This window comes from Streptosporangium sp. NPDC004379 (assembly GCF_042873875.1).
Classification (GTDB): domain Bacteria; phylum Actinomycetota; class Actinomycetes; order Streptosporangiales; family Streptosporangiaceae; genus Streptosporangium.
In genome coordinates this window covers 208,752-233,152 of the sequence record NZ_JBIAMC010000002.1, presented here as the reverse complement: position 1 = coordinate 233,152, position 24,401 = coordinate 208,752, and the positions used below count along the sequence as shown (strand labels likewise).

The 24,401-nt window shown below is 74.1% G+C and carries 20 protein-coding genes; 5 read left to right on the top strand and 15 right to left on the bottom strand.

Annotation, left to right across the window (positions count from 1 at the left end; genetic code table 11):
• Positions 1-76 precede the first annotated feature (76 nt).
• The 3 genes from ACFYSC_RS05105 to ACFYSC_RS05095 all read left to right on the top strand — a co-directional run bounded on the left by ACFYSC_RS05105 (position 77) and on the right by ACFYSC_RS05095 (position 3,168).
• The gene (locus ACFYSC_RS05105) at positions 77-1,267 is read left to right on the top strand and encodes an FIST N-terminal domain-containing protein (RefSeq protein WP_362931117.1); all 1,191 of its coding nucleotides are present in this window, start codon (positions 77-79) and stop codon (positions 1,265-1,267) included.
• A 9-nt stretch (positions 1,268-1,276) separates the two neighbouring features.
• On the top strand, positions 1,277-2,431 hold the full coding sequence (locus tag ACFYSC_RS05100; protein ID WP_389956859.1) for an ROK family protein: 1,155 nt from the start codon (positions 1,277-1,279) through the stop codon (positions 2,429-2,431).
• A 104-nt stretch (positions 2,432-2,535) separates the two neighbouring features.
• The gene (locus ACFYSC_RS05095; protein ID WP_389956856.1) at positions 2,536-3,168 is read left to right on the top strand and encodes a LysE family translocator; all 633 of its coding nucleotides are present in this window, start codon (positions 2,536-2,538) and stop codon (positions 3,166-3,168) included.
• Between the two features lie 22 nt (positions 3,169-3,190).
• On the opposite strand, the gene ACFYSC_RS05090 is transcribed toward ACFYSC_RS05095, so the two are convergent.
• The 8 genes from ACFYSC_RS05090 to hppD all read right to left on the bottom strand — a co-directional run bounded on the left by ACFYSC_RS05090 (position 3,191) and on the right by hppD (position 12,244).
• Positions 3,191-4,372 (bottom strand): ABC transporter permease, encoded by a 1,182-nt coding sequence (locus ACFYSC_RS05090; protein ID WP_389956853.1) that lies wholly within the window; start codon positions 4,370-4,372, stop codon positions 3,191-3,193.
• A 46-nt stretch (positions 4,373-4,418) separates the two neighbouring features.
• Positions 4,419-5,138, bottom strand: a complete 720-nt coding sequence (locus ACFYSC_RS05085) for an ABC transporter ATP-binding protein (RefSeq protein ID WP_389956850.1) — start codon at positions 5,136-5,138, stop codon at positions 4,419-4,421.
• Positions 5,131-6,903 carry a peptidoglycan-binding protein gene (locus tag ACFYSC_RS05080; RefSeq protein WP_389956847.1) on the bottom strand — a complete coding sequence of 591 codons (1,773 nt, stop codon included), beginning with the start codon at positions 6,901-6,903 and terminating at the stop codon, positions 5,131-5,133. The genes ACFYSC_RS05085 and ACFYSC_RS05080 overlap by 8 nt, the downstream gene beginning before the upstream one ends.
• 139 nt (positions 6,904-7,042) lie before the next feature.
• A complete protein-coding gene (locus ACFYSC_RS05075; RefSeq protein WP_389956845.1) occupies positions 7,043-7,918 on the bottom strand; it encodes a hypothetical protein in 876 nt (291 codons plus the stop codon).
• A 146-nt stretch (positions 7,919-8,064) separates the two neighbouring features.
• A complete protein-coding gene (locus ACFYSC_RS05070; protein WP_389956842.1) occupies positions 8,065-8,997 on the bottom strand; it encodes a hypothetical protein in 933 nt (310 codons plus the stop codon).
• Positions 8,994-9,332: a PadR family transcriptional regulator gene (locus tag ACFYSC_RS05065; RefSeq protein WP_389956838.1), complete on the bottom strand. Its 339-nt coding sequence runs from the start codon at positions 9,330-9,332 to the stop codon at positions 8,994-8,996. Before ACFYSC_RS05065 ends, ACFYSC_RS05070 begins: the two co-directional genes overlap by 4 nt.
• A 143-nt stretch (positions 9,333-9,475) precedes the next feature.
• Positions 9,476-10,948 (bottom strand): M1 family metallopeptidase, encoded by a 1,473-nt coding sequence (locus ACFYSC_RS05060; protein ID WP_389956835.1) that lies wholly within the window; start codon positions 10,946-10,948, stop codon positions 9,476-9,478.
• A gap of 186 nt (positions 10,949-11,134) precedes the next feature.
• Positions 11,135-12,244, bottom strand: coding sequence for a 4-hydroxyphenylpyruvate dioxygenase (hppD, locus tag ACFYSC_RS05055; protein WP_362931127.1), 1,110 nt, complete (start codon positions 12,242-12,244; stop codon positions 11,135-11,137).
• Positions 12,245-12,346: 102 nt separating this feature from the next.
• Here hppD and ACFYSC_RS05050 point away from each other — a divergent pair, with 102 nt between their 5' ends.
• Complete coding sequence (locus tag ACFYSC_RS05050; protein WP_389956832.1) at positions 12,347-12,826, top strand: Lrp/AsnC family transcriptional regulator; 480 nt, start codon at positions 12,347-12,349, stop codon at positions 12,824-12,826.
• Between the two features lie 104 nt (positions 12,827-12,930).
• The gene (locus ACFYSC_RS05045) at positions 12,931-15,144 is read left to right on the top strand and encodes a transglycosylase domain-containing protein (protein ID WP_389956829.1); all 2,214 of its coding nucleotides are present in this window, start codon (positions 12,931-12,933) and stop codon (positions 15,142-15,144) included.
• A 164-nt stretch (positions 15,145-15,308) separates the two neighbouring features.
• Here ACFYSC_RS05045 and ACFYSC_RS05040 read toward each other — a convergent pair whose 3' ends face one another.
• The 7 genes from ACFYSC_RS05040 to ACFYSC_RS05010 all read right to left on the bottom strand — a co-directional run bounded on the left by ACFYSC_RS05040 (position 15,309) and on the right by ACFYSC_RS05010 (position 24,365).
• On the bottom strand, positions 15,309-17,315 hold the full coding sequence (locus tag ACFYSC_RS05040; protein ID WP_389956827.1) for a thioredoxin domain-containing protein: 2,007 nt from the start codon (positions 17,313-17,315) through the stop codon (positions 15,309-15,311).
• An 83-nt stretch (positions 17,316-17,398) separates the two neighbouring features.
• Entirely contained in the window at positions 17,399-18,193 is a 795-nt protein-coding gene (locus ACFYSC_RS05035; protein WP_389956824.1) for an SDR family NAD(P)-dependent oxidoreductase, read from the bottom strand.
• Entirely contained in the window at positions 18,193-19,404 is a 1,212-nt protein-coding gene (locus ACFYSC_RS05030) for a ketopantoate reductase family protein (protein WP_389956821.1), read from the bottom strand. Before ACFYSC_RS05030 ends, ACFYSC_RS05035 begins: the two co-directional genes overlap by 1 nt.
• Positions 19,401-20,672: an amidohydrolase gene (locus ACFYSC_RS05025; RefSeq protein ID WP_389956818.1), complete on the bottom strand. Its 1,272-nt coding sequence runs from the start codon at positions 20,670-20,672 to the stop codon at positions 19,401-19,403. The genes ACFYSC_RS05030 and ACFYSC_RS05025 overlap by 4 nt, the downstream gene beginning before the upstream one ends.
• The gene (locus ACFYSC_RS05020; protein WP_389956815.1) at positions 20,669-21,985 is read right to left on the bottom strand and encodes an amidohydrolase; all 1,317 of its coding nucleotides are present in this window, start codon (positions 21,983-21,985) and stop codon (positions 20,669-20,671) included. Before ACFYSC_RS05020 ends, ACFYSC_RS05025 begins: the two co-directional genes overlap by 4 nt.
• A gap of 20 nt (positions 21,986-22,005) precedes the next feature.
• Complete coding sequence (locus tag ACFYSC_RS05015; protein WP_389956812.1) at positions 22,006-23,058, bottom strand: dipeptidase; 1,053 nt, start codon at positions 23,056-23,058, stop codon at positions 22,006-22,008.
• Complete coding sequence (locus ACFYSC_RS05010; protein ID WP_389956809.1) at positions 23,055-24,365, bottom strand: MFS transporter; 1,311 nt, start codon at positions 24,363-24,365, stop codon at positions 23,055-23,057. Before ACFYSC_RS05010 ends, ACFYSC_RS05015 begins: the two co-directional genes overlap by 4 nt.
• Positions 24,366-24,401: the final 36 nt, after the last annotated feature.

The following is a 24,401-nucleotide window of genomic DNA, read 5'->3' as shown; positions in this document are numbered from 1 at the left end:
GGTGGGCGTGCCTGGTCCATCAGTGGGGAGAATCGCTCCAGGACAAGATTTCGGGCAAGAAGGAGAGGCGAGGCGCGTGGCGCTGTTGACGAGCCGTTTCGCCGATGGTCTCGCCGTCGGATCCGACCTGGTCGGGGCGACCGAGAACGCGGTCCGCCAGGCCCTGGGCGGCCTCAGCGGATCACCCGACCTGCTCTGCTTCTTCATCTGCGGCGACGACCCCGACGAGGTCGCCCGCGCGGGGCTGCGGGCGATGCGGATGGCCGAGGGCGCCGCGGTGATCGGATGCAGCGCCACGGGGGTGATCGGCGACGGTCAGGGCGTGGAGACCACGCCGTCGGTGAGCGCCTGGGCCGCGACCCTCGACGGGGCGCGGCTGACGACCTTCGCCCTGGACACGCTGCGCACCGACGACCGCTTCGTCGTGGTCGGCCTGCCGGAGAACACCCCGGACGACCACGCGGCCATCCTGCTCGCCGACCCCTACAGCTTCCCCACCGACGGCTTCGTCGAGCGCTCCCACGAGGTGCTGGGCGCCCTCCCGCTGGTCGGCGGCATGGCCAACGCGACCGGGGGCCGCGGGGCGGTGCGGCTGTTCGCCGACGGGCAGGTCTACACCGAGGGCGCCGTCGGGGTGCTGCTCGGCGGCTCGCTCAGCGTCAGCACCCTGGTCAGCCAGGGGTGCAGGCCGATCGGCCCCACGATGGCCGTCACCGCCGTCGAGGAGAACCTCCTGCTGGAGCTCGCCGGCCAGCCCGCCCTCGCCCGGCTGGAGGAGATCGTCAGCGCGCTGGACGAGGACGACCGGGAGCTGGTCGCCTCCGGGCTGCAGATCGGCGTCGCCATGGACGAGTACGCCGAGCGGCACGAGCGCGGCGACTTCCTGATCCGGGGCGTGCTCGGCATCGACCCCGAGCGGGAGGCGGTGGCCATCGGCGACGTCGTCGAGGTCGGCCGTACCGTGCGCTTCCAGGTGCGCGACGCCGCCACCGCCGACGAGGACCTCTACGAGCTGCTCGACGCCCACCGGGAGGAGTTCGGCGACGTGGACGGCGCGCTGCTGTTCTCCTGCAACGGCCGGGGCTCGGCCATGTTCGGCAGCTCCGACCACGACGCCGCCGCGGTCCGCGACACCCTCGGCCCGGTCAGCGTGGCCGGGTTCTTCGCGGCGGGGGAGGTCGGCCCGGTGGCCGGGCAGAACCACGTGCACGGGTTCACCGCGTCCGTCCTGGTCTTCTCCTCCCGGCCGTCCGCGGAGGGGCCGTAGGATCGGCGGATGCCCCAGTCGGTGCTCGCCGTGGACGTCGGGGGGACGAAGTTCGCCGTCGCCCTCGTGGACCACACCGGAAACGTCCAGGAGGCCCGCCGGGTCGCGACGCCGCCCGGCGGTGACGCGGCGGCCCTGTGGGAGACGCTCGTCGGCCTCGTCGGCTCCGTGCTGCGTGCGGCGGGCTGCGACGACCGCGGCAGCGGCGCGGTCACCGGGGTCGGGGTGGGCTGCGGCGGCCCGATGACCTGGCCCGAGGGCGAGGTCTCGCCGCTGAACATGCCCGGCTGGCGCGGCTTCCCGCTGCGGGCCCGGCTCGCCGCGCGGTTCCCCGGGGTCCCCGTGCGCGTCCACAACGACGCGGTCTGCCTGGCCGCCGCCGAGCACTGGTACGGCGCGGGCCGGGGCAGCGCCAACATGCTCGGCATGGTCGTCTCCACGGGCGTGGGCGGCGGGCTGATCCTCGGTGGCCGGCTGATCGACGGCGGCAGCGGCAACGCCGGGCACATCGGGCACGTCGTGGTCGACCCGGACGGGCCCGAGTGCCGGTGCGGCGGCCGGGGCTGCCTGGAGGCGATCGCCCGCGGCCCGGGGCTGGCGGCCTGGGCGGTCGAGCAGGGCTGGGTCCCGGGCGCCGCCTCCCGATCCGGGCGGCCCGGACGGGCCGGCACAGGGCCGGCCGCTCCGCCGTACGGCGAGACGACCGGCGGGGGCGCTCCGCCGTACGGCGAGACGACCGGCGGGGGCGCTCCGCCGTACGGCGAGACGGCCACGGCACCGGACACCGGCTCCGGCGACGCGGGGGAGCCGGGCGCCGGGCCCGGCTACGTGGAGGAGACGGCGGCCAGCGGGAGACGGCTCGCCCTGGACGCCGCGGCGGGCGACGAGATCGCCCTCGCCGCGATGGGCCGCGCGGGCCGGGCGCTGGGCGTGGCCATCGCCTCCGCGGTGAACCTCTGCGACCTCGACGTGGTCACCGTCGGCGGGGGCCTCTCCCAGGCCGGACCGCTGCTGTTCGATCCGCTGCGGGCGGCGCTGCGGGAGCACACGCGGATGGGCTTCGCCCGGCGGGTCAGGGTCGTCCCGGCCGCCCTGGGCCAGGACGCGGGCCTGGTCGGCGCCGCCGCCCTCATCCTCGCCTCCGACCGCTACTGGTCCCGCTGAACGGTCCCAGCCGACCTTGAGCCGCCCGTCCCCTGGCGTGTTACCTTTTGGGGCAGCCGGGTCCCGGCCTCCGGGGCCCGTCCCCCAGGTCCGTGGAGGCAGCCATGACGTCCATGCCGCACCTGCTCGCGTTCGGCGGTGTGGTGCTGCTCGGGGCGATGTCGCCGGGGCCCGACTTCGCCGTGGTCGTCCGGCGCTCCGCCGTCTCGGGCAGGCACCGGGGCATGGCCGCGGCGCTGGGGATCGCGGCCGGCGTGTTCGTCTGGGCGGTGGCCGCGGCGGCCGGGGTGGCGGCGCTGGTGGCCGCGTCGGCGCTCGCCTACACGATCGTCAAGATCGCGGGAGCCGTCTACCTGATCTGTCTGGGCGTCCGGATGTTCGTCGCGGCGGTACGTGGCGGAGACGCCGGGCCGGACACCCGACGGGCCGATCAGACGGGCCTCTGGACGGCGTTCCGCGAGGGCCTGCTGTGCAACGTGCTGAATCCCAAGGCCGCGGTGTTCTTCGTGGCGTTGATGCCGCAGTTCCTGCCCGACGGGGCGTCGCCGGGGGACACGCTGGCGCTGTCGGTGATCGCTCTCGTCATCACCATGGCGTGGTTCCTCGGAGTGGCCAACTTCGTCGGCGCGCTGCGCAGGGTCTTCGCCCGGCCCACGGCGCACCGGGTGATCGACGGTCTCTCCGGGACGGTCCTCGTCGCGCTGGGCATCCGCCTGGCCTTCTCCGCCCGCCCCTGACTCCCGGGATGGGAACCCCCGCTCACCGCAGGGCGTCCGCCGGTTCCATGCGGGCGGCGCGGAGGGCGGGGTAGAGGCCGGCGAGCAGGCCGACCAGGGCGCCCGCCACGGGCGCGGCCAGGGCGAGGCGGGCGTCGAGGACGGGGGTCCACCGCTGCGCGGCCGAGATGGCGACGACGGAGACCAGGCCGGCTCCGGCGCCGATCACCCCGCCGGTCATGCCGATCAGGGTGGACTCCAGGAGGAACTGGGCGGCGATGTGGCGGCGGGCGGCGCCCAGGGAGCGGCGCAGGCCGATCTCGGCGACGCGTTCCATCACGGTGACCAGGGTGACGTTGGCGATGCCGACCGCGCCGACCACCAGGGAGACCAGGCCGAGGATCAGGAAGAGGCCGTTGACGTCGTCCTGGACGCCGTCGCGGGCGCGCTTGGGGGTGGGCGGCGAGATGACCTGGAGCTCGTCGTGGTGGTTGGGGCTCAGCGCGACGGGAGCCTGGCGGGCGATCAGGTCGGCGGCCCCGAGGGAGGTGTTGACCAGCACGCGGGTGACGTTCCTCAGTCCGAGACCGGCGCCGGCCGTGGGCGGCACGATCACCGCGGTGGACAGGACCTGCTCGCGGCCCAGGCCGCCCAGGACGCCGATCACCGTGTAGGCGCGGTCCTCGATGAAGACGGCGGGGGCGCCTGTCAGGCGGGTGACGCCCAGCATCCGCGCGGCCTGGTCGCCGAGGACGACCACGCGGTCACCGCGCCGCACGTGGCCCGCGTCGAAGAAGCGGCCCTCGACCATCCGGCCGCGGGCGGCCCGCGGCAGCTCGGGGTCGCCGGCCACCACGGCGAGGGTCTGGCCGGTGACCCGGGTGGGATCGACGAGGTCGTTGGCCGTGACCCGCAGGTTGGAGCTCTCCTCGGTCTGGGCGAGGGCGGCGGCGGAGGTGACCCCGCGGAGCCGCCGCACCTCGGCGGGGGAGTCCCAGCCGACGAGGGGGCCGCTCCCGGGTTTGGCCGGCACCTCGACCGTGATCGCGGTGGCGGTCAGCTCGTCGAACCGGCCGACGATCTGGTTCCCGGCGGTGGCGGCGACACCCAGGGTGATCACCAGGGTCGTGATGCCGAGGACGGTGCCCAGCGTGGTCAGCGCGGAGCGGACCGGGCGGGCGAGCACGCCGGCCAGGGCCTCGGCCCACAGGTCGCGGATGTCCATGGTCTCCTCTCACGGGGTACGGCTCTCACGGGGTACGGCCGGGCGGTCACTCCTCGGTCAGGACGCCGTCGCCGATGCGGACGCGGCGGCCGGCGCGGGCGCTCACCTCGTCCTCGTGGGTGATCACCAGGAGGGTGAGGCCGCGGGCGTGCAGGCCGTCGAACAGGTCGAGCACCGCCTCGGTGTTGCCGCTGTCGAGGTTGCCGGTGGGCTCGTCGCACAGCAGGAGGGCGGGCTCGCCCATCAGCGCGCGGGCGATCGCCACCCGCTGCCGCTCGCCCCCGGACAGCCGTCCGGGCGGGAACTCCACCCGGTGGGACATGCCGACCAGTTCCAGCGCCTCCAGCGCCCGCCGCCGCCGGTGCCGGCGCGGGTGCCCGCCGTAGACCTCGGCGAGCATGACGTTCTCCGCGACGGTCCGGTGCGGCAGCAGGTGGAAGGACTGGTAGACGAAGCCGATCTCGCGTCCCCGCAGCCTCGTCCGCGCGGCGTCCCCGAGGACGGTCGTCTCGGTGCCGTTCAGCAGGTAGGAGCCGGAGGTGGGCCGGTCCAGCAGGCCGAGCGTGTTCAGCAGGGTGGACTTGCCCGATCCCGAGGGGCCCACGATGGCCACGTAGTCCCCCCGCCGGATCCGCAGGCGGACGTCACGGAGCGCCCGCACGGGCGGGTCCGTGGGGAACACCCGGCTGACGGCGTCCAGGACGATGACGTCGGGCATGGCATCGGACATGACGTCGGACGTGACATCGGGCATGGCGTCAGGCATCGCTCACCACCACCCGGTCGCCCTCCTTCAGCGTGCCGGGCCGTACGGGGGTCACCTCGACGTCGCCGTCGGCGGCCAGCCCGGTCCTGACCTCCACGTCGGACACCCGGTCGCCACCCCCCGGCAGGGCGACCCGGACCCTCGCGCGGCCGTCGGCGGAGGTGACGACGGCGGCGACCGGCACGGCGAGCACCGCGCCGCCGGTCGCGCCGACGGAGATCCTGGCGGTGACCGGTGTGCCGACCGCTTCCCTCAGGCCCTCGGTCCTCGTCGGGGTGAGCAGGACCGGCACGGATCCCGTCGCGTCGCCGAAGGGACTCGTCGCCTTCTTCTTCTCCCCGGCGTCACCGCCGTCCGCGCCGGTGTCCGAGGGTTCGGCGTCCTTGCCGGTGGCGGTCAGCACCGCCGGGAACGCCGCGCCGTCGGCGGTCTCCAGGGTCGCCTTCAGACCCTTGCGCAGCAGCTTGGCCTCGTCCCGGTCCACCGAGCCGGTCACCGCGAAGGACGAGCTGGTCACGGTGGCGACCTTGCCCTCGACGGCGTCCCCGGGCCGGACCGCGGCCTTGCCGAGCCGGGCGGGCAGCGTGGACAGGAAGACGATCTCCCCGGGCGGGACGCTGACGCCGTAGGACTTCAGGTACTCGGCCAGGAGCGCCTTGGCGCCCGCCACGTCACGGCGGCCGTTGGCGACCTTCAGCCGGAGCGGGGAGAGCCGCCGGGCCTCGCGCAACGCCTGGCCGGCGGTGGCGACGGCGTCCTCGGCGACGCGCACCTCCTTGGTCAGCCCGGCGAGGCGGGTGGCCTTGCCCGCCCGGGCCTCGTCGTCGAAGGCGGCCAGCGCGTCCTGGGCGGCCCGCAGGTTCTCCCGGGCATTGGAAGCCTTGGCCTCCAGGAGCGTCTTGTCCTCCTCGGGCTTGGCGGCGGCGAGCGCCTGGCCGGCGGCCAGGACCGCCTCCTCCGCCTGCCGTACGGCCCCGGTCAGCTCGGTGAGGCGGGTGGCCTCCTCGGGGCTGATGTCGCGTGCCCTCTCCTCGGCCAGCGCGTTCCGCGCCGCCCGCAGGTCCTCGCGGGCGTTGTCCAGTTTGACCGTCAGGGGCTTGACGTCGCGCCCGGTGTCGAGGGCCGCCGTGTCGGTGAGGAGGTCCTCCTCGGCGGTCCGCACGGCCTGCCGGAGGGTCTCCAGCTCCCGGCGGGCGGCCAGGTCGGGCTCCTGCGCCCGGTAGCCGCGCGCGGCGTACCAGCGGCGTACGACGGCGGCGGTGGCGGAGTCGAAGACGCCGGTGGACGGCGCGCGGTACCCGAGGCGCCGCAGCGCCGCCTGAAGCTGCCGGACGTCGGCGCCGCCGGTGCCGGGCGCCATCGTCCGGTGCATGGGGACCTTGCCGCGCAGGGCGAACACCGGGCGGCCGTTGACCTCCAGCAGCACCGACCCCTCCTTGATCTTCCCGGGGCGGGGGGCGCGGGTGACCCGCTGGAGCCCGCCGCCGGCGGCCGCCCCGGCGGCGTCGGTTCCCCCGGCGCCACCCACCACGCCGGCGAGGGTCACCGGCAGCGGCGAGCCGTACGCCAGGGTGCCGCTGACGGCGATGGCACTGGTCAGCTTCTTCCGCGCGACGGGGGAGGTGACGAGGGACGCTTTGGGCGGCCGGCGCAGCGCGGCCTCGTCGGCGGGGGAGCGCAGCCGCGTGCCGACGGCCCAGCCGGCGCCGGCGACCAGGACGACCCCGGCCAGGATCCCGCCCAGCACGCGGCGCCTGTTCCTCACCGCCGCGGCCATCGGAGCCCTCTGAGCGCTCTGAACCCTCTGAACTCGCAGAACCCACGGAGCCGCCGGAGCCGCCGAAGCCACCGAAGCCGCCGGACCGTCGGGGGGCGGGAGCCCCGACGGCACGCGGGGAGCCGCGTCACCACTGGATCACCCCGTGGCCGAACTCGTCGTAGGCCTTCGTCATCTTGTTGCCAGCGGCGTAGGCGGGGTAGAAGTCCCGGCCGCACTCCAGGTCGTCGAGCGCCGCCTTGATCTCCCTGTCCAGGTACGGCCGGGCCTGCGCGGCCGTCAGCTTCGGCTGGTACTCGGCCCCGTCGACGGGGTCCTCGGCCTGCTCCCTGCCGAGCCGGTTCAGCTCAGCCCTCAGCTCCGCGCCGCCGGCCTCGGTGACCTTCGTGGGCCGGAGCGAGGCGACCTTGTAGCCCTTGCCCCGGAGGCACTCGCCGTACTTCCGAGCCAGCTCGATGAGCTTGGGATCGCCGTCCGTCTCGCGGTCCGCCTGCTCCAGGCGGCGGTTGAGCTGGTCGTAGTAGTCCTGCTCGCTGGTCACGGTCTTGCCGGTGAACTTCTTGATCGCAGCGTTGCGGCAGTCCACGTCCGCCTCGCCCCACGCGGCGAGCTGGGTCGCCGACAGGGAGTTCTTGATCGGCTGGTTGGCGGTGTTGTCGTAGATCTCGTACTGGGCGGCGGCCGGGTCGTCCGGGTAGACGAACTCGGCGAAGTACTTGAACCCGTACTTCTGCCGGAACCGCTTCATCGTCTCGTAGTCGCCGGCGTCGAGCTTGCGCTTCTCGTCGCTGACCCGCTTGGGCGGCGGGACGTTCATGTTGTATTTGAAGCCCTTGCGCTTCATGCAGTCGGCGCGGTCGGACTCCATCTGACGGATCCTGTTCTGCGTCGCGTCGGAGGGGGAGGGCGTGGCGGCGGCCTGCGTCGCGGCCGGTCCGCCGCAGCCGGTCAGCGCGGCCAGGGCCAGGCCGATCGCGGGCACGGCGAGGAGAACTCGTGGCATGGTGACCTCGTTTCGGCACGCGGGCGGGCCGCGGGTGCGGCGACCGCTCGCGGTGGGTGAGGGGTTCGGGAGGACCGCGGAGGCCCGCGGGAGCCCGTGGGGAAGAGCCGTCCGGAGCCTTCGAGGGCGGGGCCGGGGGACGACGGCTAGAGGGCGGGGTGCCGCCTCGCGCGGTACGGCACGGCCGCGGCGAGCGCGGTGGCGAGGAGCACCACGGCCAGGTGGGCGAGGTCGGGCTCGGAGTGGACGCCGAGGTTCTCGGCGTAGACGGCGCAGACGGCGACGAGATGGACGCCGGCCGCCACGGCCCAGCGCGGGTCGCGCGCCACGTGGCCGGCCCGGGCCGCGAACAGCAGAAGCGCGAGCTCCAGCCCGGTCCTGACCATGTCGAGGGCGTCGCCGCCGCGGCCGAAGTCGAGTCCGGCCGGGTCGGCGCCGGCCAGCAGCGGGACCGCCGGAAGCCAGAGCCACGAGCGCCTGCCGAGCCGGCCCCGGTGAGGGGTCAGCACCAGCAGGCCCAGGAAGGTCAGCCCGTAGCCGACCATCGGAGCCACCGGCCCGCCGCCGCCGTAGAGAGCCCCGGCGTGCCAGGCGGGCGGGGCGTCGACGGGCAGCAGGGTCGGATCCAGCCAGGGGTGTCCCAGCGTGATCGCGCACACCTTCGCCGCGACGAGCGCCACGACCGGGAGGGCGAGCCGTACCCGGCCGCGCAGGACGAGCAGGAGGGCCAGCGCCGACAGGCTTGCCCAGATCGGCACCGACGCCGCGTACGGCACCAGCGTCGCGAGCTGGACGGCGCACAGCGCGGTCACCCCGAGGTGCAGGCCGTCGAGCCAGGCCGGCCGGTCCGCCGCCGCGACGATCCTGGCCCGCAGCCCGCCGGAGACCAGCGCCCGCGCCTCGCGGAGCGGGGGCAGCGCGCGTCCCGGCTCCGCCGTTTCGAGCAGGGTGGCGATGATCTCGCCGCCGTGCTCGGCGCGGTAGCGGCGGGGGTAGCACAGCAGCAGTCGCCGGTAGCGGCGCTCCAGGGAGCTCCCGCCCGCCCCCGTGGCGGCGGGCGGCTCCAGGGCCGCGGTCACGCGAACGCCGATCCGGGACGGAGCCGTCCGGTCACCACCGAAGCGGCCTGCTGCATGCGCAGCGCCTCGGCGGAGACGACGTCGTGCCCGTGGTCGGTGAGCCGGAAGTATCTCCGGGGCCTGCCCTCGACGACCTCCTCGCGGTCCACGGCGATCAGGCCGTTCGCCGCCAGCCGGTCGAGCGCGCCGTACAGCGTGCCGACCGGCAGCCGCACCCGGCTCTCGGAGAGGTCGAGCGTCCGCTTGATGATCCCGTGGCCGTGCAGCGGGCCGTCGAGCAGCGAGGCGAGGATGAAGTAGGTCGCCTCACTGACCGCTGGTGATCCTTTAGCCATGCGGGAGACCATACTTCGGTTGGCGAAGTATGGTCAACTCGGGCATCCCCCATGAGGGCGGGCGAGTCCGTCCGGGTGCCGGGACGCGGCCGGGCCGGTGCGGTGCGGCCGGTGGTCCCGGGGCGGATCCGGCCTGGCGGGTGTCAGGCGGCGGGTCTGACCGGTTTGAACAGCCAGGCGTCGAAGAGGGCGTCGAGCTGCCTGCCGGAGATCCGCTCCGCCAGGGCGACGAACTCCTCGGTCGTCACGTAGCCGTAGCGGTGCTCGGCCGTCCAGGTCCGCAGGACCTTGAAGAACGCCGCGTCGCCGATGCTCCGCCGCAGCGCGTGCAGCGCCATCCCGCCGCGCCGGTAGACGGAGTCGTTGAACAGGTCCTGCGACTGCGCGCGGCCGGGGGGATACTTCCAGATCGCGTCGCCCGCGGGGTGCGCGTCGTACGTGGCGCGGAAGGACCGCTCGGCGGGGACGCCGTTGTGCTCCTTCCACAGCCACTCGGCGTACGTCGCGAAGCCCTCGTTGAGCCACAGGTCCTTCCACCGCCGGATGCTCAGGCTGTCGCCGAACCACTGGTGGGCCAGCTCGTGGGCGACGGTGTCGTCGTCGGGGACGAACCCGCCGTACATGGGCTTGGTCTGGTTCTCCAGGGCGTAACCCGCGGAGAAGTCGTCGATCACGCCGCCGGTGGAGGAGAACGGGTAGGGGCCGAACACCGTGCTCCAGTAGTCGGTGATCCGCCCCGACTGGCTGTACAGCCTGCCCAGGGAGTCGCGGTAGCGGGGGTCGACCGCCGCGAGGTTCGCGATCCCGGAGGCCGTCGTGCCCTGACGCAGCTCGAACCGGCCCAGCGTGATGGTGGCGAGGTAACTCGCCATGGGGTGGCTCTCGCGCCAGCGGAAGGTCGTCCTGCCCCCGCTCGTCACCGGGGCGCCGACCATCTCGCCGTTGGCCAGCACGGTCAGTCCGGCCGGGACGGTGACCTCGAAGTCGTAGCGGGCCTTGTCGGCGGGATGGTCGTTGCCGGGGAACCAGGTCTTGGCGCCGTTGGGCTCGCTGGTGACGAAGGCGCCGTCACGGGTCGGGATGAATCCGTAGGTGCCGAGGTTGGAAGAACCGGTGATCGGCTTGGGCTCACCGTCGTAGGAGACCACGACGGTGAAGCGGCCGGAGGCCGAGAGGGGCGTCGCGGGAGTGACGGTCAGCTCGGTGCCGGCCCGGGTGAACGTCGCCGCCCGCCCGTCCACGGTGACCCGGGCGACGCGGAAGCCCGACAGGTCGAGGTTGAACGCGTCCAGGTCCTGGGTGGCCTTCGCCGTGATCGTGGCCACGCCCTCCAGGCGCCGGGAGGGCGGATCGTAGCCGATCCGCAGGCCGTAGTGCTCGACGTCGTAGCCGCCGTTGCCGTCGGTGGGGAAGTCGGGATCGCCGATCCCGGGGGCCCCGATCCGCCCCGATCGCCGGGCGTCGTGCCGGGGCGCCGGATCGCCGTCGGCGACGTGGGCCGCGGGGGCCGCCTCCCCCTTCGATGCCGTGCACGCGGTCGCGCCGACCCCGCCGAACGCGGCGAGCGTGCTGAGAAACGTGGCGGTTGCCCCGATGGCCAGTCGACCGGACGCCATGCCCGTGGATCCCCCTTCCGGGCCCGGACCGTGCCGGGCACCGCACGCAGACTACGTGACGGGGAGGTGCTACCCACGGTAACGGAGCATCGGCCGGGGGTGTCCGTGGGGTCGTGTCGCGGATGACCCGTTCGCGCCGCGGCCTTTCCGGGCGGCAGGACGCCCGGAAAGGCCGCGCGGGCGGCGTCAGAGGTTGCCGCGGCGGTCCTGCTCGCGCTCGATCGCCTCGAAGAGCGCCTTGAAGTTGCCCTTGCCGAAGCCGAGCGAGCCGTGCCGCTCGATCAGCTCGAAGAACACCGTCGGGCGGTCCTGAACCGGCTTGGTGAAGATCTGCAGGAGGTAGCCGTCCTCGTCGCGGTCGACCAGGATCTTGCGCTTCTTCAGCTCCTCGATCGGGGCGCGGACCTCGCCGATGCGGGCGCGCAGCTCCGGGTCGTCGTAGTAGGAGTCGGGCGTGTCGAGGAAGTCGACGCCGGCGGCCCGCATGTGGTCCACGGCGCTGAGGATGTCGTTGGTGGCCAGCGCGACGTGCTGGACGCCCGGACCGCCGTAGAACTCCAGGTACTCGTCGATCTGCGACTTCTTCCGGGAGACCGCCGGCTCGTTGAGCGGGAACTTCACCTTGCGGGTGCCGTCCGCGACGACCTTCGACATCAGCGCCGAGTACTCGGTGGCGATGTCGTCGCCGACGAACTCGGCCATGTTGGTGAAGCCCATGACCTTCTTGTAGAACTCCACCCACTCGTCCATCCGGCCGAGCTCGACGTTGCCCACGCAGTGGTCGACGGCCTGGAAGAAACGGCCGTTCTTCACCGCGGGCGCGGCGACGATCGGCTCGGCGGCGACGAAGCCCGGCAGGTACGGCCCGCTGTAGTTGGACCGGTCGACCAGGGTGTGCCGGGTCTCGCCGTAGGTGGCGATCGCCGCCATCACGACCTTCCCGTGCTCGTCCTCCACGGTGTACGGCTCGGCCAGCCCCCGGGCGCCCTGGGAGATCGCGTAGGAGTAGGCGGCCTCCACGTCGGGGACGTCGATGGCCAGGTCGATGATGCCGTCGCCGTGCTCGGCGACGTGCCGGGACACCCCGGTGCCCGCGCGCACCGCGCCACGCAGCTCGAACCGGGCGCCGCCGGAGGTCAGGACGTAGGAGACCTCGTCACGGCTGCCGGTCTCGGGCCCCCGGTACGCCACCAGCTTCATGCCGAAGGCGCTGGAGTAGTAATGGGCGGCCTGCTTGGCGTTGCCCACGGCGAAGACCACGGCGTCCATGCCGTTCACAGGAAAGTTGTCCCTCATGCCGATACTTTCGGATTTCATGAGCTGTGTGCGCAAGAGTTACGTGAATCACTGGACAATATGCCCATTCAGCCGCGCGCCTTCCGGGGGTATCTGGACATCATGACGATCGATCAGCTCGACGCCCGGCTCATCGCCCTGCTCACCAGGGAACCGAGGCTCGGGGTGCTGGAGTGCTCCCGGCGGCTGGGCGTGGCCCGGGGCACCGTGCAGGCCCGCCTCGACCGGCTGGCCGCCCGGGGAGTGATCACCGGGTTCGGGCCCGACGTGTCGCCCGCGGCGCTCGGCTACGACGTCACCGCGTTCGTCACCCTGCAGATCCGTCAGATCAGTGGGCACGACCCGGTCGTCGACCAGCTCGCCGCCATCCCCGAGGTGCTGGAGGTGCACACGATCACCGGCGGGGACGACATGCTCTGCCGGGTCGTGGCGCGCAGCAATGCCGATCTCCAGCGGGTCATTGACCTGATCGTTGACGTCCACGGGGTGGTCAGGACCTCGTCGGTGATCGCCTTGGACACTCCCGTGCCATACCGGGTCCTCCCTTTGGTGGCCGATGTGCCGCGCCAGGTCAAGAGCTAGCCGTACCATCCCAAGCAGGGTTCAGGCACCGTTATGCATCGTTTACCCTTACGGTTCGCGCAGCTGACGGGGGGTCGGCCGCGCCAGGGGATGGGGGTCACCGCGTGCGAGAGGGCGGGAAGAGAAGGCCGGGACGGCGGTTCCTGCGGCTGACGCTGATCGCCTTGGGCGTCGTCATCGTCTCCATGGTGGGCGTTCTCGGGGTGGTGTGGGCGATGACCCCCATCCCGGACAGCACACAGCCGAAGGCCACCGCGCAGGGCTCGGTGATCTACTATCGCGACGGCAAGACCGTGCTGGCCAAGCAGGGGGTGAACCGCCGCAGCGTGCCCCTGGCCCAGGTGCCGGAGAGCGTCAGGAACGCCGTCATCGCCGCCGAGAACCGCTCCTTCTACGACGACAAGGGCGTCTCGCTCAGGGGCACCTTCCGCGCCATGTGGTCCACGGTCACCGGGCAGCAGCTCCAGGGCGGCTCGACGATCACCCAGCAGATGGTCCGCAACTACTACAGCGGCCTGAGCCAGGAACGTTCCATCGTCCGAAAGCTCAAGGAGGTGATGATCTCCTTGAAGGTCGACCAGTCCAAGCCCAAGGACTGGGTGCTGGAGCAGTACCTCAACACGATCTACTTCGGCCGGGGCGCCGACGGCGTCCAGGCCGCGGCCCAGGCGTACTTCGGCAAGGACGTCGCCAAGCTCGACGTCGCCGAGGGCGCCTACCTCGCCGCGGTGATCCAGCAGCCGTCCCGGTTCGCCGACCCGCACGGCGCCGACCTCGACGCCGCCCGGACGCGCTGGCGGTCGGTGGTCGACGGTATGACGCAGATCGGCGCACTGACGCCCCAGCAGGCCGCCGCCACCACCTTCCCCGTCCTCAGGAAGCCCCGCCCGGTCTTCTCCCTCAAGGGCCAGCAGGGCTACATGCTCGACCAGGTGGCCGCCGAGCTCAAGCGCCGGGGATACACCGACGAGACCGTCAACCAGGGCGGCCTGAAGATCGTTTCGACCTTCGACAAGAACCTCATGGCCGCGGCCCAGCGGGCCGTCACCTCCGTCATGCCCGCCGGCACCGCGAAGAAGGTCCGCACCGGCCTGGCCGCCGTCGACCCCGGCACCGGCGAGGTCGTCGCCTTCTACGGCGGGCGCGACTACGACGCCAACAAGTTCGACAACTCCTTCTCCGCCAAGGTGCAGGCCGGCTCGACGTTCAAGGCGTACACGCTGGCCGCGGCGCTGGAGAACGGCCTCGGCCTCGGCACGCGGGTGAACGGCAACTCGCCGATGACGGTCGCCTCCGCCCCCGACCACCCCATCCCCAACTCCGGCGGCACCTCCTACGGCCAGATCGACCTCGTCACCGCCACCCGCAACTCGGTGAACACCGCCTTCGTCGACCTCGGGCAGAAGGTCGGCCTGGACAAGGTCGTCAAGGCGGCCAAGGCCGCGGGCATCCCCGCCGAGCAGCTCACCCCGCACCGCGGCGCGGCCACGCTCCCGCTGGGCGTGGCGTCGGTGAGCGCGGTGCAGAACGCCTCCGGCTTCGCGACGTTCGCCGCGGGCGGCGTCCACCGCGACGCCCACGTGATCCGGTCGGTGACCGACGCCACGGGCAAGGTCACGAAGTTCGACGCCAAGGGCAGGCGGGCCTTCGGCGAGCAGACCGCCGCCGACGCCACCTACGCGCTCACCCAGGTCGTCGAGGGCGGCACCGGCTCGGCCGCCCGCCTCTACGACCGGCCGGTGGCCGGCAAGACCGGCACCACCGACGGCTCGGTGTCGGTGTGGTTCGCCGGCTTCACCCCGCAGCTCGCGACCGCGGTGGACATGTTCCGCGACGACCACAAGCCGGTGGTCATCAACGGAGCCGTCCAGTACGGCGGAAGCTACCCCGCGCAGGTCTGGCGGGCCTTCATGACCGAGGCGATGAAGGGCAAGCCGGTCAAGGAGTTCCCCGAGCCGTCCGACTACGGCTACGACCCCTACGGCGGCGACGGCCCCTCCGCCTCGCCCGACGACGGCTACGGCGACGACGGTTACGGCGACGGCGGCTTCCGCGACGACCCGTCCGCCCCGCCGTTCGACGACGGCCCGCCGTCCCCCGACCCCGGGGACCGCGGGACCGGCCCCCGGAACGACGGCCCCGGGGACGGCCAGGGCGACGGCACGGGCCCGCAGAACGACCCCCGGAACGGCCCACCGGACCGCACGGGCGACGGCGGCCCCGGCCAGGGCTTCGGCGACGGGACCGGCGGCGGCGACCCCCGCACCCAGGACCCCGCCCGGCAGGAGGGCCCCGCCCAACGGTTCCCCGTCGGCTGACCGCGCCGGGCGCCCCGGACGGCCCCCGCCTTCCAGAGGTTCCCGTCGCCTGACCGCTCCGCCGTGTCCCGGATGGCTCCCACACGGATGCCGCGGATCACGCGGTGATCCGCCCGGCCCCGCGGCGGCCCTTCCGGCCGGCCCGGGGCCGCGCCGCCCGCGGGTCAGGCGGTCAGCTCGGCCCGGAGCGCCTCCGGCGTGGTGACGGGCATCCGGCAGGTGAACCCGCGGCACACATATGCCGCCGGGGCCCCGTCCACCGTCCCCCGGCCTTCCAGGAGGGGGACGCCGGCCGTGCCGGGCTCGCCGAGCGCCACGACCATGCCCGGAGCGGGCGACATCAGGGCCGCGCGGTGCAGCGCGACGGTCGCCGGGTCACCGGCCGGACCCACCACCGCGACCTCCACGGGGCCGGAGACGGCCGCCTGGGCCACCGCCAGCCCCCACCCGGCGAACCGGGCGTGCCGGTCGGCCAGGACGCTCACCGTGCCCAGAGCCGCCTCCGCGGCCTCCCGGTGCCGTGCCGAGCCGGTCAGCGCCCCGTACGACAGCAGCGCGCCCGCGACGGCGAACCACCCCGACGGGGTCGCGTTGTCGGTGGGGTCCTGCGGGCGCTGGAACAGCCGCTCGGCGTCGTCGGCGGTGTCGAAGAACCCGCCGGCGCCGTCCGCGAACCGGTCGAGCGCGCCGTCCAGCAGCGTCCCGGCGAGCCGGAACCAGCGGATCTCACCGGTCACGCCGTACAGCGCGAGCAGGCCCTCGGCCAGGTCGGCGTAGTCCTCCAGGACGCCGGCGCCGGTGCCGGCCCGGCCGCCGAGCGACGTGCGCAGCAGCCGGCCACCCTGATCGACGTGCACCTCGTCGATCAGGGTGGCCGCGGCCCGCGCCGCCTCCACCAGGTCGGGCCGGTCGAACAGCGCCCCGGCCTCGGCGAGGGCGGCGATCGCCAGGCCGTTCCAGGCGGCCACCACCTTGTCGTCGCGGCCGGGCCGTACCCGCTCGGACCGGGCGGCCAGCAGGGCGGCGCGGACGCGGGCGAACCGCTCGGGGTCGTCGGGGTCGGCCAGGAGCTGCAGCACCGAGGTGCCGTGCTCGAACGTGCCGGTCACCTCGAACAGCGAGACGGCCCAGGCTCCGTCGTCCTCGCCCAGGACCCCGGTGATCTCCTCGGGCGTCCAGACGTAGAACTTCCCCTCCACGCCCTCGCTGTCGGCGTCCAGGGCCGAGGCGAAGCCGCCCTCGGGGGTGCGCATCTCGGCCAGCAGCCAATCGGCGGTCTCCAGCGCCACCCGCCGGGCGAGCACCGACCCGGTCGAGCGCCACCAGTGCGTGTAGACCCGCAGCAGCAGGGCGTTGTCGTAGAGCATCTTCTCGAAGTGCGGCACCACCCAGCCGGCGTCCACGCTGTATCGGGCGAAGCCGCCGCGCAACTGGTCGTAGATGCCGCCCCGCGCCATCGCCTCCAGGGTCCGCTCGGCCATGGCCGCCGCCTCGCCCGCGGCGCTCCGGTCGCCCTCCGGGCCGGCGGGCCGGGAGGCGGCGGCGTAGCGCAGCAGGAACTCCAGAGCCATCGACGGCGGGAACTTCGGCGCCCCGCCGAACCCGCCGCGGTCGGGGTCGAAGGACTGCCGCAGGCTCCGCACGGCCCGGTCCAGCGTGTCGCGGTCCGGCACCGGGCCCGACGGCAGCGCCGCCTGCTCGTTCAGCGCCTGGACGATCTTGGAGCCCTGATCCAGCACCGCCTCGCGGTCACGGGCCCAGGCGTTCGCCACCCCGGTCAGCAGCCGCTGGAAGTGGGGCCGCGGGAAGTACGTGCCGGCGTAGAAGGGGTGCCCGTCCGGGGTGGCGAAGACCGTCATCGGCCACCCGCCCTGGCCGGTCATGGCCTGGGTCGCGGTCATGTAGACCGCGTCCACGTCCGGACGCTCCTCCCGGTCGACCTTGACGTTGACGAAGTGCTCGTTCATCAGCGCGGCGGTCTCGCCGTCCTCGAAGGACTCGTGCGCCATGACGTGACACCAGTGGCAGGCCGAATAGCCGACGCTGATCAGCAGCGGCACGTCCCTGCGCCGGGCCTCGTCGAACGCCTCCTGTCCCCAGGGGCGCCATTCGACGGGGTTGTCCGCGTGCTGCAGCAGGTACGGGGAGGTCTCACCGGCGAGCCTGTTCATACGCCCACACTCTCACAGGCCCCGGCGTCGCCTCGCGGGCGTGCCGGGGCCGCGCTCCCGGCGGACCGGGAGGAGACGGCGGGTCAGCGGGGTGACTGCGCCGAGGTGGGTTCCGTCCAGTGCACCGGAAGCGCGGGGTTGCCCGCCGACGAGCCGCCGTCCACCCGCAGCACCGCGCCGGTGGTCCAGGCGGCCTCGGGTGAGGCGAGGAAGAACACCGCGGCGGCCACGTCGGCCGGCTGCCCGACCCGGCCGAGCGGGTTGCCGGAGACCGCCGCCGCGTACTCCTCGGTGATCGGGTTCACCTCCTGGCTGCTGCCGGCCACGAACCCGGGCGACACGGCGTTCACCCGGATCCCCGCGGCGCCGAGCTCGACCGCGCAGGAGCGGGTGAGCATCTCCAGCGCCGCCTTGGACGTCGAGTAGTGCGCCGCGCCCGGTCTGGCTCGGATCGCCGCGCCCGAGGCCAGGTTGACCACGCTCGCCGGGCGGCCCTCGGCCACGGCCAGCCGGGCCAGCGCCACCGTGGTCAGCATGGGGGCCCGGGTGTTGACGGCCAGCACGTGGTCCCACATCGGCGCGGTCATCTCCAGCAGCGGGGTCGCGGGCCAGATGCCCGCCGCGTTCACCAGCACGTCCACCGGGCCGGACCTCTGCCACGCCCGGTCGACGACCTCCCCCGCGCCGGGGCCGCCCAGGTCCGCCGTGACGGCGTCCGTGGCGACGCCGTACGCCGACGCGATCGCGCCGAGCCGCTCGCGCAGCGGCTCCTCCCGGGCGTCGACCCCGGTGATCCGGTCGCCCGCCGCGGCGAACCGTTCGGCGATGGCGCCGCCGAGGCCGCCCGCGACTCCGGTGATCAGTACGTGACGTGACATCAGGTGTTCCTCTCCTCGTCGTGAAGCGCCTCGGGGTCCCCGCCGGGGGCCTCGCCGTGAACCGTGTCCGGTGCCTCGCCGTGAACCGTGCCCGGTGTCCCGCCGTGAACCGTGCCCGGTGTCCCGCCGTGAACCGTGCCCGGTGTCCCGCCGTGAACCGCGCCGGGGCTCCCGCCGTACGCCGTGCCGGTGTTCCCGCCGAGGACCGCGTGTTCGAGCTCGGCCGGGTTGTCCCGGGACATCGGCCGCCGTCCGGCCTCCAGCTCGCCGATCAGCCGGAGCACGGCCTCGACGCCGGGGCACCGGAGGCCGTGGCCTTCCGCGAGGCGCAGTACGGGGCCGTACTGGGCCGGGACCTCCGTGGGGCGGCGCCGGACCGCCAGGTCCCGCCAGATGCCGGTCCTGGTCTTCGGCTGCGTGCGCAGCCAGGCGCAGAACCCGGCCAGGGCGGCGCGCGTGAGGTCCGGCGGCGCGTCCTCGGCGAACGCGTCCGCCCGCCAGGCGTCGAACGACTCCGGCGTGACCCCCTGCGCCGCGGCGACGGCGTAGACCTCCCGGGCCAGCGCGACGGTGAGCCCGGGATGCCGCTCGATGGTGTCGGCGACCGGGTCGTCGCTGGTGGCGCTGGCCGCGGCGACCGCGCCGTAGGCGAGCTTGGACCACAGGAAACCGGCGACGTTCCCGTTCGCCGTCGCCGGGCCCCACGCCTGAAGGTCCGCGACGATCCTCCGCACCCGGGGGCCGGCCGTGCCGTCGAGCTCGCCGACCACCAGCGCGCCGGGCCCGCCGTCGGCGATCACCCCCGGCTCGACCAGGTCGGCGAACAGGTTCACGAAGGCGGAGACGGTCCGCCGGGCCCCCACGGCCGCCGCGATCTCCGGTTCGCACAGGCCGTTCTGCAGGCTCACCACGAACCCGTCCTCGGCCAGCCTGGGGGCGATCCACCGCGCGGCCGTCGCGGTGGCGTTCGCCTTCACCGCGAGCAGCACGTCGTGCAGCGGTTCCGTCACCTCGCCGGGGGTGCGGGCCTCGATCCGCACGGTCCGCTCGGTGCCGTCGGCGCGGCGGATGGTCAGGCCCCGCTCGCGCACCGCCGCCACCTGCGCGGCGTCGGAGTCGACGACGAGCACCCGGTGGCCGGCCCCGGCCAGGTGGAAGGCGATCGTGCCGCCGATGGCGCCACCGCCGACGACGGTGTAGGTCCCGCTCACCACTGTCCTCCTCGTACGGCTCGCTCCAGCCAGGCCACCGCCACCGGCAGCACCTCCTCGTCCACGTCGAATCCGGGGGAGTGGGGAGGGCCGGGGCCGTCCGACCCGACGACGGCGTAGCCCGCCACGCCCCCCGCCTCCTGCACGGCCCGCATCAGCAGGCTCGCGTCGTCGCTCGCGCCGAGCGGATGGGTGGCGCGCACCTCGGCCAGCCCCTCGGCGGCGGAGGTCAGCGCCGCCGCGACCGCCGGGTCGGTCGTGGCCGCGGTTGCGTGCCCGGTGCGGGTCAGTTCGACGTCGACCTCGTGCATCGCCGCGGCGGCGCGTACGACGACCTCGGCGCGCCGCGCCAGCTCGTCCGCCACGCCGGCCGTGTCCGCGCGCGTCTCGTACGCCAGCTCCGCCTCTCCGGCGATCACGTTGGCCGCGACCCCGCCCTGCAGCCGCCCGACGTTGATCCGCGTGGCCGCCCCGGCGAAGCGGGGCAGCGCGTGCAGGTTCAGCGTGGCCGTCGCGGCGGCGAGGAGCGCGTTGCGCCCCTGTTCGGGCGCCTTGGCGGCGTGCGCCTCGCGGCCGGTGAACCTGGCCAGGTGCTTGGACGTGGCGATCAGCTCGGTGGCCGCCGGGGCGAGCCGCCCGCTGGGCAGGCCGAATCCGAGGTGGATCGCGAGCAGCACGTCCACGTCCGCGCAGGCGCCCGCCGCCACCATGGGCTGCGCGCCGCGCACCCCCTCCTCGGCGGGCTGGAACAGCAGCCGCACGGTGCCGGGGAAGTCGCGTGTGGACAGGGCCGCGGCCAGGGCGAGGCCGATCGCGACGTGCCCGTCGTGGCCGCAGGCGTGCATCACGCCCGGGTGCCGGGAGGCGAAGCCCCGCAGAAGCGGCGGGTGGCCGTCGTCGGCCGTCTCGGTGATGGGCAGCGCGTCCATGTCGAAGCGCAGCGCGACCGTCGGTCCGGGCCGGTCGCCGCGCAGGGCGGCGACCACGGCGGTGCAGCCGCCGGAGAACCGGGTCACCAGGTCCTCCGGCACGCCCTCGGCCGCCGCGCGGCCGGCCGCGTGCTCCAGCACGGCCGCTCCGGGCAGGCCGGGCAGCCCGGCCGCGTCGAACACCTCCCGCCCGGAGCGGACGCTCCAGCCGAGGTCGCGCAGCGCGGTGTCGACCCTGGCGGCGGTGCGGATCTCGGTGAAGCCGAGCTCGGGGTGGGCGTGCAGGTCACGGCGTACGGCGACCACGTCGGTCACGTCGCGGGGCCACGGGGACGTCATGACGGCAGGTCCGGCCCGCTGACGGCGAACTCCGCCCGCGCGGCGTCGAACAGCTCGGGGTCGGCGAGCAGGTCGGCTCCGGCGCAGGCCAGCGCGGTGGCCATCCGCAGCATGGCCTGCTGCGCCCGGGGCAGGGCGACCGCCTCGGCCATGGCCGCGGAGTGGGTCGGCGTGCCGGTGTCCATCACCTGCAGGTAGGGGTGGACGGTCGGCAGCACCAGGCTGACGTTGCCGATGTCGGAGGAGCCGGTGCCGCCGCGCAGCACCGGCTGCTCGACGGTGACGCCCTGGCGGCGCAGGTGCCCGGCGACCAGGCCGGCGATCAGGTGGTTGTTCTTGCGTTCGGCGTAGCCGAGTCCCCGGCTGATCCGGACCGTCGTCCCGGTCGCGGTGGCGGCGGCGCCGGCGACCGCCTCGACCCGGCCGACGATGTCGTCCACGACGTCGCCGGTGAGCGCCCTGACCATGAACTCGGCGCGGGTGTAGGCGGGCACCACGTTGGGCGCGTCACCGCCGTGCGTGATGATCCCGTGCAGGCGGCTGGTCTCCGGCACGAACTGGCGCAGCGCGTCCACCCCGGTGAAGAACTGGATCATCGCGGCCAGCGCGCTGCGCCCGTCCTGGGCGCTGGCGGCCGCGTGCGCGGCCACGCCGTGGAACTCCAGCACGAGCTGGCGGGTGGCGGTGGCGTGCCGGATCGGCATCGTCGTGTCGCCGGGATGGAACATCAGCGCGGCGTCCACGCCGTCGAACACGCCGGCCTCCAGCAGCAGCACCTTGCCGCCCGCGCCCTCCTCGCCCGGCGTGCCGACGCAGGTCACCGTGCCGGGCAGCTCCGGCGCGGCGCGGCGCAGCGCGATCGCCGCGCCGGCCCCGCCGGCCGCGATCAGGTTGTGCCCGCACCCGTGCCCGATGCCGGGCAGCGCGTCGTACTCGCAGAGGAAGGCGAGCACCGGCGACCCGGCGCCCGCGGTGCCGCGGAACGCGGTGGGCAGGCCGCCCACCCCCTCCTCCACCGCGAAGTCCGCGCGCAGCAGGTCGGTCAGCCGCCCGGCCGCGTACTTCTCGTTCATCGCCAGCTCGGGGTGGGCGTGCAGGTCCAGGCTCAGGCCGATCAGGTCGTCCGACAGCCCGCGGATCTCTTCCTCGATCCGCTCGTGGATCTCGGCGGCGGCGCCGCTCACAGGGATCTCCTTCGTCGTGGGGTGGGTCGGCCGTACGGCGGGCCGGCCGCCGTACGGGTCGTACGGGGAGAGCCGGCCGTACGGCGGCCCGGCCGCCGTACGGGGCGTGCCCGCCGTACGGCCGGGCATGTGACCGGGCGTACGGCGGGTCAGCGCAGCACCGCGTCGAGCACGCGGCGGGCGTTGCCGCCGAGGACCTTGGCGATGTCGGCGTCGGTCCAGCCGCGCCGTACCAGCCAGCCGGCGGCGTTGCGCGGCGCCTCCGCGGGGTTCTCCATGCCGGAGACGTACCCGGGCAGCGCGAGCCCCTCGTGGCCGGGCACCGGCTGCGGCGCCCATCCGGCGGCCGCGTACAGGCCGGTGTGGTCGCCGAAGAAGGTGTCGGGGCCGAGACCGACGTGGTCGACGCCGACGAGCTCCGCGATGTACTCGACGTGCGCCATCACCGCGTCCAGGTCGTGCTCGGGGCTGCCCTCCACCCTGGTGGAGCCCGGCGCGGCCTCCACGCCGATCACCCCCGAGGTGCCGGCGACCGCGCGCAGCACGTCGTCGGGTTTCATCCGCGGGCTGGGCCACAGGGCCCGCGCGCCGGCGTGGCTGATCACCACCGGCGCCTCGCTGATCGCGGCGGCCTCGACGGCGGTGCGGTCGCCGGTGTGGGACAGGTCGACCAGCATGCCGAGCCGGTTCATCTCGGCCACCGCCCGCCGGCCGAGCGGGGTGAGGCCCCCGTCGACCGGCTGCCCGAGCCCGCCCCCGAGGGGGTTGCCCGCGTTGTAGGCGAGGCCGGCGGAGCGGATCCCGGCGTCGTACAGGTCCGCGATGCCGTCCAGGTCGGCGCCGATGCTGCCCAGGTCCTCCAGGGCCGGCAGGATCACGGGCCCGGAGGCGACGGCGGCGAGGGCGTCGCGCATCCGGCGGGCCCAGCGCAGCAGCCGGTCCTGGTCGGGTTCGGCCAGCGAGCTGGCCAGCACCACGTCCAGCCCGGAACGTTCCAGGCCGGCGTGTCCCAGGTGCTCGGTCCCGCTCTCGCCGTACTCCGCCCAGCTCTCCGGGGTGAGGGGGTCGGGCAGCCGGACCGGGTGGTCGTGCAGCGACACCACCGTCCCGGACATCAGGCGGTCCACCCGCTCGCGCTGCCGGTCGTCGAGGTCCAGCGGGTACGGCGGCAGCCGGTCCACGTCCGCGGCGAGGGGGATCACGCGCGCATCTCCACGTCGTGCGTGTCCACGCCCCTGGTCTCCCGCATGAAGTAGAAGAACACCCCCGTGACCAGCGCGCAGACGCTGACGTAGAGCGGGACGGCCCAGAGGTTGCCGCGGGCGCCGAAGAACTGCATCACGCTGGGCGCGGTGCCGCCGAAGATCGCGTTCGAGATGGCGTACGGCAGGGCGATGCCGATGGTGCGGACCTGCGGCGGGAACAGTTCGGCGAAGACCGTCGCGAGGTTGGAGTGGTTGAGCGACAGGAACGCCATGCCGACCAGCGACACGATCAGCACGCTGCCGAAGCTCGGGCCCAGCATGGACAGCAGGGGGAACGGCAGGATCACGAACGCCGCCGCGTAGACCAGCATCGTCGGCCGGCGTCCGAACCGGTCGGACAGCAGCGCCGCGAACGGCAGGATCACGACGAAGAAGGCGAGTGCGAGGGTGTTGGCCAGCTGCGCGTCCGCCTTGTCGGCGTTCTGGGTGAGCACCGCGTAGGTGGGCAGGTAGGTCAGCCACATGTAGGTGATCACCGAGCCGGCGATGGAGATGCCGAACACGAACCACGCGCCGCGCCGGTGACCCGCGGTCATGGCGCCCAGCGGGCGCTGCTCCCGCTTCCCGCTCTGCTCCAGCAGGCGGAACGCCTCCGGCTCGGCGAGGCGCCGCCGGATGTACATGCCGACCAGGCCGATCACCGCGCCGAGGGCGAACGGGACCCGCCAGCCCCAGGAGGACATGGCGGCGTCGTCGAGGACCCGGGTGAGCACGGTGGCGCTCAGCGACGCGCACAGGATGCCCAGCACCACCGAGACCTGCTGGAAGGATCCGGCGAAGGCGCGGCGTCCCGGCTTGGCCCACTCGACGAGGAACGAGGCCGACGTGCCGAACTCGCCGCCGGTGGAGAACCCCTGCAGCAGCCGGCCGACGATGAGGATCGCCGGGGCGAGCCAGCCGACCGCGTCGTAGGTGGGGGCCAGGGCGATGAGCAGGCTGCCCCCGGCCATCAGCAGGATGGTGAGGGTCATGCCGTGCCGGCGCCCGTGCCGGTCCGCGTAGACGCCGAGCACGGTCGCGCCGACCGGCCGCATGAAGAAGCTGATCGCGAACACCAGCAGCGTCGACAGGGTGGCGGTGGTGCCGCCGCCGGGGAAGAACTGGTCGGCGAAGTACACGGCGAAGAACCCGTACACCGACCAGTCGAACCACTCGACGAAGTTGCCGATGGTGCCGCCGACCAGCGCGTTCGCGGTGCCACCCGCGGTCCGGGCCCCGGGGGCGGCCGTGGTGGAGGAGGACATGTGCGACTCCACGGAAGAAATAGGGAGGGGGGTGAT

What these genes read in the sequence shown, in the direction of transcription:
- ACFYSC_RS05085 (WP_389956850.1), bottom strand. Translation starts at nt 5,138, where the DNA reads ATGCCTGACGCCATGCCCGATGTCACGTCCGACGTCATGTCCGATGCC.
- ACFYSC_RS05060 (WP_389956835.1), bottom strand. Translation starts at nt 10,948, where the DNA reads ATGGCGTCCGGTCGACTGGCCATCGGGGCAACCGCCACGTTTCTCAGC.
- ACFYSC_RS05025 (WP_389956818.1), bottom strand. Translation starts at nt 20,672, where the DNA reads ATGACGTCCCCGTGGCCCCGCGACGTGACCGACGTGGTCGCCGTACGC.
- ACFYSC_RS05090 (WP_389956853.1), bottom strand. Translation starts at nt 4,372, where the DNA reads ATGGACATCCGCGACCTGTGGGCCGAGGCCCTGGCCGGCGTGCTCGCC.
- ACFYSC_RS05010 (WP_389956809.1), bottom strand. Translation starts at nt 24,365, where the DNA reads ATGTCCTCCTCCACCACGGCCGCCCCCGGGGCCCGGACCGCGGGTGGC.
- ACFYSC_RS05040 (WP_389956827.1), bottom strand. Translation starts at nt 17,315, where the DNA reads ATGAACAGGCTCGCCGGTGAGACCTCCCCGTACCTGCTGCAGCACGCG.
- ACFYSC_RS05100 (WP_389956859.1), top strand. Translation starts at nt 1,277, where the DNA reads ATGCCCCAGTCGGTGCTCGCCGTGGACGTCGGGGGGACGAAGTTCGCC.
- hppD (WP_362931127.1), bottom strand. Translation starts at nt 12,244, where the DNA reads ATGAGGGACAACTTTCCTGTGAACGGCATGGACGCCGTGGTCTTCGCC.
- ACFYSC_RS05050 (WP_389956832.1), top strand. Translation starts at nt 12,347, where the DNA reads ATGACGATCGATCAGCTCGACGCCCGGCTCATCGCCCTGCTCACCAGG.
- ACFYSC_RS05020 (WP_389956815.1), bottom strand. Translation starts at nt 21,985, where the DNA reads ATGCCCGGCCGTACGGCGGGCACGCCCCGTACGGCGGCCGGGCCGCCG.
- ACFYSC_RS05035 (WP_389956824.1), bottom strand. Translation starts at nt 18,193, where the DNA reads ATGTCACGTCACGTACTGATCACCGGAGTCGCGGGCGGCCTCGGCGGC.
- ACFYSC_RS05065 (WP_389956838.1), bottom strand. Translation starts at nt 9,332, where the DNA reads ATGGCTAAAGGATCACCAGCGGTCAGTGAGGCGACCTACTTCATCCTC.
- ACFYSC_RS05075 (WP_389956845.1), bottom strand. Translation starts at nt 7,918, where the DNA reads ATGCCACGAGTTCTCCTCGCCGTGCCCGCGATCGGCCTGGCCCTGGCC.
- ACFYSC_RS05095 (WP_389956856.1), top strand. Translation starts at nt 2,536, where the DNA reads ATGACGTCCATGCCGCACCTGCTCGCGTTCGGCGGTGTGGTGCTGCTC.